Source organism: Streptomyces sp. NPDC047453 (assembly GCF_040643155.1).
Lineage (GTDB): Bacteria > Actinomycetota > Actinomycetes > Streptomycetales > Streptomycetaceae > Streptomyces.
The window spans coordinates 41,873-49,191 of the sequence record NZ_JBEYTS010000051.1 but is presented as its reverse complement, the minus strand read 5'-3'; the positions used below and the strand labels follow the sequence as shown (position 1 = coordinate 49,191).

At 71.6% G+C, this 7,319-nt stretch carries 8 protein-coding genes and 1 pseudogene; 8 read left to right on the top strand and 1 reads right to left on the bottom strand.

Annotated elements, in window-relative coordinates:
• Positions 1 to 85: pseudogene (locus ABZ818_RS31135) on the bottom strand (IclR family transcriptional regulator); the annotation flags it as partial.
• Positions 86 to 153: 68 nt separating this feature from the next.
• On the opposite strand from ABZ818_RS31135, the gene ABZ818_RS31130 reads away from it, so the two are divergent.
• From ABZ818_RS31130 to ABZ818_RS31095, 8 genes are all read left to right on the top strand, one after another.
• A complete protein-coding gene (locus ABZ818_RS31130; RefSeq protein ID WP_361421929.1) occupies positions 154 to 1,323 on the top strand; it encodes a cupin domain-containing protein in 1,170 nt (389 codons plus the stop codon).
• Between the two features lie 2 nt (positions 1,324 to 1,325).
• Positions 1,326 to 2,153, top strand: a complete 828-nt coding sequence (locus ABZ818_RS31125) for a fumarylacetoacetate hydrolase family protein (RefSeq protein WP_361421926.1) — start codon at positions 1,326 to 1,328, stop codon at positions 2,151 to 2,153.
• Positions 2,150 to 2,785 carry a maleylpyruvate isomerase family mycothiol-dependent enzyme gene (locus ABZ818_RS31120; protein WP_361421923.1) on the top strand — a complete coding sequence of 212 codons (636 nt, stop codon included), beginning with the start codon at positions 2,150 to 2,152 and terminating at the stop codon, positions 2,783 to 2,785. Before ABZ818_RS31125 ends, ABZ818_RS31120 begins: the two co-directional genes overlap by 4 nt.
• Before the next feature lie 13 nt (positions 2,786 to 2,798).
• Positions 2,799 to 4,067, top strand: coding sequence for an FAD-dependent oxidoreductase (locus tag ABZ818_RS31115; RefSeq protein WP_361421920.1), 1,269 nt, complete (start codon positions 2,799 to 2,801; stop codon positions 4,065 to 4,067).
• Entirely contained in the window at positions 4,064 to 5,257 is a 1,194-nt protein-coding gene (locus tag ABZ818_RS31110; RefSeq protein WP_361421917.1) for a thiolase family protein, read from the top strand. The genes ABZ818_RS31115 and ABZ818_RS31110 overlap by 4 nt, the downstream gene beginning before the upstream one ends.
• On the top strand, positions 5,254 to 5,946 hold the full coding sequence (locus tag ABZ818_RS31105; RefSeq protein WP_361421914.1) for a 3-oxoacid CoA-transferase subunit A: 693 nt from the start codon (positions 5,254 to 5,256) through the stop codon (positions 5,944 to 5,946). The genes ABZ818_RS31110 and ABZ818_RS31105 overlap by 4 nt, the downstream gene beginning before the upstream one ends.
• On the top strand, positions 5,946 to 6,614 hold the full coding sequence (locus ABZ818_RS31100; RefSeq protein WP_361421911.1) for a 3-oxoacid CoA-transferase subunit B: 669 nt from the start codon (positions 5,946 to 5,948) through the stop codon (positions 6,612 to 6,614). The genes ABZ818_RS31105 and ABZ818_RS31100 overlap by 1 nt, the downstream gene beginning before the upstream one ends.
• Before the next feature lie 93 nt (positions 6,615 to 6,707).
• Positions 6,708 to 7,316, top strand: coding sequence for a TetR/AcrR family transcriptional regulator (locus ABZ818_RS31095; RefSeq protein WP_361421908.1), 609 nt, complete (start codon positions 6,708 to 6,710; stop codon positions 7,314 to 7,316).
• The last annotated feature ends 3 nt before the right edge of the window (positions 7,317 to 7,319 follow it).

Below are 7,319 nucleotides of genomic sequence, written 5' to 3'. Positions count from 1 at the left end.
CCATCTGCAGGATGGTCGCCGCCCGCAGCGCGTGGTCCACGCTGGCGATCGGGTACGGCGGCGGTGTCTTCAGCGGCTTGTCCATGGCACGCCCCTGATTCTGCTCTCCAGAATCTCCATGTTCTCTCACCAGACGAGGCGCACGCTGATGCCGTGACTGAGACCTCCATGACCCAAGACACCGCCACGGGTTTCCCGGTCCGGCTCCAGGCTGTCGCCGCGGAGGGGCAGCCCGAGGTCACCCCGGCGCTCGAAGAGCTTTACCGGGGCTTCGAACAGGAACTGCTCGTCCCGCTGTGGACCGAGATCGGTGACCTGATGCCGGCCCACCCGCGCTCGCGTGCCGTGCCGCACCTGTGGCGCTGGGAGAGGCTGCGGGAGCTGGCGGACCGGGCCGGCGGCCTGGTTCCCGTCGGCCGCGGCGGCGAGCGCCGGGCCATCGCGCTGGCCAACCCCTCCCTCGGCGGCAGGCCCTTTGCCACGCCAACGCTGTGGGCGGCCATCCAGTACCTCATGCCCGGCGAGGACGCCCCCGAGCACCGCCACACCCAGCACGCCTTCCGCTTCGTCGTCGAGGGTTCGGGTGTGTGGACGGTCGTCGGCGGCGACCCGGTGCCGATGAACCGCGGTGACTTCCTCCCGCAGGCGGGCTGGAACTGGCACGCCCACCACAACGCGACCTCCGAGCCGATGGCCTGGATCGACGGTCTGGACATCCCGTTCCAGTACGTCACCGAGGCGCAGTTCTTCGAGTTCGGCCGCGACGAGATCAGCGACGCCGAGCGGATCACCCCCGAGCGGTCGCGCTCCGAGCGCCTGTGGGGTCACCCGGGCCTGCGCCCGCTGTCGGCCGTACCCGCCACGCCGGGGAGCCCGCTGCTGTCGTACAAGTGGGAGTACACCAACGCGGCCCTGCGGGACCAGCTGCTGCTGGAGAAGGAGGGCTTCGGCGGCACCGTCGAGCCAGGCCACGCCGCGGTGCGCTACTCCAACCCGCACGACGGCTCCGACGTGCTGCCGACCATTCGCGCCGAGTTCCACCGCATCGCCCGGGGCGCCGAGACCGCGCCGGTGCGCGAAACCGGTTCGTCGGTGTACCAGGTCTTCGACGGCTCCGGTGTGGTGACCGTCGGCGCCAAGTCCTGGACGGTGACCCGCGGCGACCTGTTCGTCGTCCCGTCCTGGGAGCCGTTCGCCGCCAGGTCCGAGGCCGGCACGACCGACTCCGACGAGGGAGCCCTCGACCTCTTCCGTTTTTCCGACGCGCCCGTCTTCGAGGCGCTCAAGCTCCACCGCATCGACCGCACCCAGAAGGACGCCTGACCATGAAGCTCGCCACCATCCGCACCGCCGACGGCACCAGGGCGGTCCGCCTCGACGGTGACCTCCTGGTCGACCTCGGGTACACCGACCTGGGCGAACTGTTCGCCGAGGCCGACTGGCAGGACCGGGCCTCTGCGGCGTCCGGCACCACCTACCCGGCCGAGTCGGCGGACTTCGCGCCGGTCGTCCCGAACCCCTCCAAGGTCGTCTGCGTCGGCCACAACTACACCAACCACATCAAGGAGATGGGCCGGGACCTGCCGAGTTACCCGACGCTCTTCCCGAAGTTCGCCGACACCCTGCTGGGCGCGCACGACGACATCGTCAAGCCGGCCGAGACCGAGGCGTTCGACTGGGAGGTCGAGCTGGCCGTCGTGATCGGCAAGCCGGTGCGCCGCGCCGACGAGCAGCAGGCCGCGGAGGCCATCGCGGGCTTCACCGTCATGAACGACATTTCGGTGCGTGACTGGCAGTTCCGCACCATCGAGTGGACCCAGGGCAAGATCTGGGAGGCCTCCACCCCGGTCGGCCCCTATGTCGTCACCCCCGACGAGGTCGGCGGCGTCCGCCCCGCGCTCGAAGTGAAGACGGTCGTCGACGGCCAGGTCATGCAGCAGGACGACACCGGCACGCTGCTGTTCGACCCGGTCTTCCTGGTGCAGTACATCTCCACCGTCATCACCCTGCGCCCGGGCGACATCATCGCCACCGGCACCCCGGCGGGCGTGGGCAACGCCCGCGACCCCAAGGTGTTCCTGCTCCCCGGCCAGACCGTCGTCACCGAGATCGCCGGCCTGGGCGCCTGTACCAACAAGGTGGTCGCGGCATGACCGAGGTCACGCGGACCTTCGCCGACGCGCGCGCGTGGGCCCGCACGGGCACCGAGCTGATGCTCGACGCCGTCGCGGGCCTCGGCGAGGCCGGCTTCTCGGCCCCGAGCGTGCTGCCGGAGTGGACCCGGGGGCACCTCGTGGCGCATGTCGCCGCCAACGCCGACGCCCTGTGCAACCTGGTGCACTGGGCGGCCACCGGCGAGGAGACGCCGATGTACGCCTCCGCCGAGGAGCGCGCCGCCGGTATCGCCAAGGGCCCCACCCTGCCGGCCGACGAGCTCCGCTCGTGGCTGACCGGCTCCGCTCACCGGCTCGCGGAGGGACTGGACGGGCTCACCGACGAGCAGTGGCAGCACCAGGTCGTCACCGCCCAGGGCCGTACCGTCCCCACAACCGAGCTCCCGTGGATGCGAGCCCGCGAGGTGTGCGTCCACGCCGTCGACCTCGGCACCGGCGTCGTCACCTTCGCCGACCTCCCGAAGGGCTTCCTGACCGCCCTGGTCGCCGAGATCAGCGCCAAACGCGGGCTGACCGAGCTCCCCGACGGCCCGCTGCCCGAAGTCGCCGCCTGGCTGGCCGGCCGTCCCCACTCGCTCGCCGACGCCCCCGAGCTCGGCCCGTGGCTGTAGAGGAGTGCATCCCATGTCCCACCCTGATGTGATCGTCGTCGGCGGCGGCATCGGCGGCCTCGGTGTCGCGTTCTCGCTGACCCGCCAGGGCCAGAGCGTCCGCCTGCTGGAGCGCGCCCCCGCCTTCGGCGAGGTCGGCGCCGGTATCCAGCTCGCCCCCAACTGCACCCGCATCCTCGACGACTACGGTCTCCTGGAGGAGGCCAAGAGCATCGGCGTCGTCCCGGACGCGATGGTCATGCGCGACGCGGTCGACGGCGACGAGCTGACCCGGCTCGACCTGCGCGACCTGGAGAAGCGCTACGGCTACCCGTACCTGGTCATCCACCGCAGCGACCTGCACGGCCTGCTGCTGCGTGCCTGCGAACGCGCCGGTGTCGAGCTGATCAACGACGCACACGTGACCTCGTACGAGAACACCGACGGCGGCGCTCGTGTGACCGTCGCCTCCGGCGAGAGCCACGAGGCCGGCATGGTGATCGCGGCCGACGGCCTGCACTCTCCGGCCCGCAAGCTGTTCGCCGACGACCAGCCCGTCTCCTCGGCGTACGTCGCCTATCGCGGCACCGTCCCCGCCGAGCAGCCGCGGGTGAGGTCCGTCGACCTCAGCGAGGTCGTGGTGTACGTCGGCCCCGGCTGCCACTTCGTCCACTACGGCCTGCGTGGCGGCGAGATGCTCAACCAGGTCGCGGTCTTCGAGTCGCCCAAGGCGCTGGCCGGCCGGGAGGACTGGGGCACGCCCGACGAGCTCGACGCCGCCTTCGCCAAGACCTGCGGTTTCGTCCAGGACGGCCTGCCGTTCATGTGGCGGGACAAGTGGTGGCGGATGTTCGACCGTGACCCGGTCATGAACTGGGTGCACGGCCGGATCGCGCTGCTCGGCGACTCCGCGCACCCGCCGCTGCAGTACATCGCACAGGGCGCGATCATGGCCATTGAGGACGGCTGGGTGCTGGGCGAGCACGTCGCCCGCAACCGTGCCGAGGACGGCACGGTCGACTGGAGCACCGCGCTCGCCGCCTACGAGGCCGTCCGCCCGGAGCACTGCCGCCGCGTGCTGACCACCTCCCGCAAGTGGGGCGAGCTGTGGCACCTCGACGGTGTCGCCCGCGAGCAGCGCAATGTGCTGCTGCGCGCCCGCGACACCTACGACTACGCGTTCACCGACTGGCTGTACGGGCCGACCGCGCTGACGCCGGACGAGGAGCCGGAGATGTTCACGCCGGTTCCGCTGTCCTCGGCGGCCGTCGGGGAATCGCTGCTCGCGGGTGACGCGGCATGAGCGACGCCTACCTGTACGCGGCGGCACGCACCCCGTTCGGCCGGTTCAACGGGGCCCTCGCCGGGGCGCGCCCCGACGACCTCGCCGCCACCGCGCTGACCGGCCTGCTGGCCAAGGCGCCGGGCCTGGACCACGCCGCGATCGGCGACGTGGTGTGGGGCAACGCCAACGGCGCCGGTGAGGACAACCGCAACGTCGGCCGGATGGCGGTGCTGCTGGCCGGACTGCCGGTGAGCGTCCCCGCCACCACCGTGAACCGGCTGTGCGGCTCCAGTCTGGACGCGGCGATCATCGCCTCGCGCACCCTGGAGTCCGGCGACGCGGACGTCGTCGTCGCCGGCGGCGTGGAGTCCATGACCCGCGCGCCGTGGGTGCTGCCCAAGCCGGACCGGGCCTACCCCGCCCGCGATGTCACGGCCGTCTCCACCACCCTGGGCTGGCGGCTGGTCAACCGGGCGATGCCGAAGGAGTGGACGGTCTCGCTGGGGGAGAGCAACGAACTGCTCCAGGAGAAGTTCTCGATCTCCCGTGAGCGGCAGGACGAGTTCGCGGGGCGCTCGCACCGGCTCGCGGCCGCCGCCTGGGACGACGGCTTCTACGACGACCTGGTCCTCCCGACGGAGGACCTCGCCCGTGACGAGGGCATCCGCCCCGGCACCGACCCCGCGAAGCTGGCGGCGCTGAAGCCGTCGTTCCGCCCGGACGGGACGATCACCGCCGGCAACGCCTCCCCGCTGAGCGACGGGGCGTCGGCCGTGCTGCTGGGGACCGGGGCGGCGGCCGGCCGGATCGGGCTGGCCCCTGTCGCCCGCGTCGCCGGGCGCGGCGTGCACGCGGTCGAGCCGCAGATGTTCGGCTTCGCCCCGGTGGAGGCGGCCGAGAAGGCGCTGCGCCGGGCCGGGATCGGCTGGGGCGACGTCGGCGCGGTCGAGCTCAACGAGGCGTTCGCGGTGCAGTCGCTCGCCTGCGTGGACGCCTGGGGCGTCGACCCGGAGATCGTCAACACCCGGGGCGGCGCCATCGCGCTCGGACACCCGCTGGGCGCCTCGGGCGGCCGGCTCCTCGGGACCCTGGCCAAGGTGCTGCGCGAGCGGCGACAGCGCTGGGGCGTCGCGGCCATCTGCATCGGCGTGGGCCAGGCCCTCGCCGTGGTCCTGGAGAACGTGACCGACGAGGTGAGCCAGGGATGACCACGACCATCGCCGCCACGACCGACGAGGCCGTGGCGGGCATCGAGGACGGCTCGACGGTCCTGGTGGGCGGATTCGGTCTGGCGGGCATGCCGTTCGACCTCATCGACGCCCTCATCCGGCAGGGCGCCGGCGACTTGACCGTGGTGTCCAACAACGCCGGCAACGGGGACGTGGGCCTGGCCGCGCTGCTGAAGGCCGGCCAGGTGCGCAAGGTGATCTGCTCCTTCCCCCGGCAGAGCGACTCCTACGTCTTCGACGACCTGTACCGGGCCGGCCGGGTCGAGCTGGAGGTCGTACCGCAGGGCACCCTCGCCGAGCGGATGCGGGCCGCCGGGGCGGGCATCGGCGCCTTCTACAGCCCGGTCGGCGTCGGCACCCCGCTGGCGGAGGGCAAGGAGACCCGGGAGATCGACGGACGCGTCCACGTCCTGGAGTACCCGATCAGGGGCGACGTGGCTTTGATCTCGGCGCACCGGGCGGACAGCATGGGCAATCTCGTCTACCGCAAGACCGCCCGGAACTTCGGTCCCGTCATGGCCACCGCGGCCGGCACGGTCATCGCCCAGGTCACCGAGATCGTGCCCGTCGGGGAGATCGACCCGGAGACCGTGGTCACTCCGGGCATCTACGTCGACCGCCTGGCGCGGGCCGAGGCCCGCCGGCTGACCGTGCGAGGAGCCCGCTGATGACGACCGCAGCCACCACCGTGGAGCACACCGACCGGGGCCCGCTCACCACCGACGAACTCGCCGCCCGCATCGCCCGCGACATTCCGACCGGCTCGTACGTCAACCTCGGCATCGGGCAGCCGACCCGGATCGCCGAGCACCTGTCGCCGGACGCGGGGATCGTGCTGCACACCGAGAACGGCATGCTCGGCATGGGCCCGGCCGCGACCGGCGACGAGATCGACCCCGATCTCACCAACGCCGGGAAGGTGCCGGTCACCGAGCTGCCGGGGGCGGCGTACTTCCACCACGCCGACTCCTTCGCGATGATGCGCGGCGGTCACCTGGACGTGTGCGTCCTCGGGGCGTTCCAGGTGTCCCAGCACGGTGACCTGGCCAACTGGCACACCGGTGACCCCGACGCCATCCCCGCCGTGGGCGGTGCGATGGACCTCGCCGTCGGCGCACGGCAGGTCCTGGTGATGATGAAGCTGTTCACCCGGGACGGCGCCCCCAAGCTGGTCCCCGCGTGCACGTACCCGCTCACCGGACCCGGCTGTGTCCACCGCGTCTACACCGACCACGGCGTCTTCGCCGTCGGCCCGGACGGGGTCCGGGCCCTGGAGACGTACGGCCTCACGGTGGCCGAACTGCGGGAGCGGCTCTCCGTGCAGTTGCACGCCTGAATCCCTTACGTCAGATAAAGATCACGTGTGGCGCGTAAAGCAAAAGTCCGGTGTGTGCGTTCGCCATGCAGAGGCGGCGTTAGGATCTCGGGCATGGCGAACCTTCGTGAGGCACAGAAGCAGATGACCCGCCGTCTGCTGCTGGAGTCGGGACTCGAGCTGTTCAAGACGAAGGGGTACGCAGCCACCACGGTCGACGACATCGCGACCGCCGCGGGCACCACGCGCGTGACCTTCTACGCGTACTTCCCCTCGCGCAGTGACCTGATGAGGGCACTGATCGACGAGCAACTCAACGAGGTGCTGCAACGCGTCCGCTCTCCCGAACACGGTTCCACGGCGCGGGACCTGGTGGCCACCGTCGCCGAGGGGACGCCCGAGGCGATCATGGCGTGGCTGCGGCGGACCGCCGAGAGCTGGCCGGTCATCCGACCGATCATCCGCATCGGCCGCGATGCCGCGGTGATCGATCCGGAACTCCCCGACCTGGTCGAGCGGTGGCTGGAGGAGGCCATCAGCGACATCGAGGACGGGCTGACTGCGGCCGGGCGTCTCGAACCCCACCAACGCCACTTCCGGGGCGTACTCGCCATGTCCCAGCTCGACTACGTCGCCCAGCACTGGGACGGTGCCGACTGGAAGATCACGCGCGACCAGATGCTCGACGAGCTCGGTGCCAGCTGGGTGCGGCTGCTGAGCTGACCG

Coding starts and splice junctions, on each gene's coding strand:
- ABZ818_RS31120 (WP_361421923.1), top strand. CDS start 2,150: ATGACCGAGGTCACGCGGACCTTCGCCGACGCGCGCGCGTGGGCCCGC.
- ABZ818_RS31125 (WP_361421926.1), top strand. CDS start 1,326: ATGAAGCTCGCCACCATCCGCACCGCCGACGGCACCAGGGCGGTCCGC.
- ABZ818_RS31105 (WP_361421914.1), top strand. CDS start 5,254: ATGACCACGACCATCGCCGCCACGACCGACGAGGCCGTGGCGGGCATC.
- ABZ818_RS31100 (WP_361421911.1), top strand. CDS start 5,946: ATGACGACCGCAGCCACCACCGTGGAGCACACCGACCGGGGCCCGCTC.
- ABZ818_RS31115 (WP_361421920.1), top strand. CDS start 2,799: ATGTCCCACCCTGATGTGATCGTCGTCGGCGGCGGCATCGGCGGCCTC.
- ABZ818_RS31110 (WP_361421917.1), top strand. CDS start 4,064: ATGAGCGACGCCTACCTGTACGCGGCGGCACGCACCCCGTTCGGCCGG.
- ABZ818_RS31095 (WP_361421908.1), top strand. CDS start 6,708: ATGGCGAACCTTCGTGAGGCACAGAAGCAGATGACCCGCCGTCTGCTG.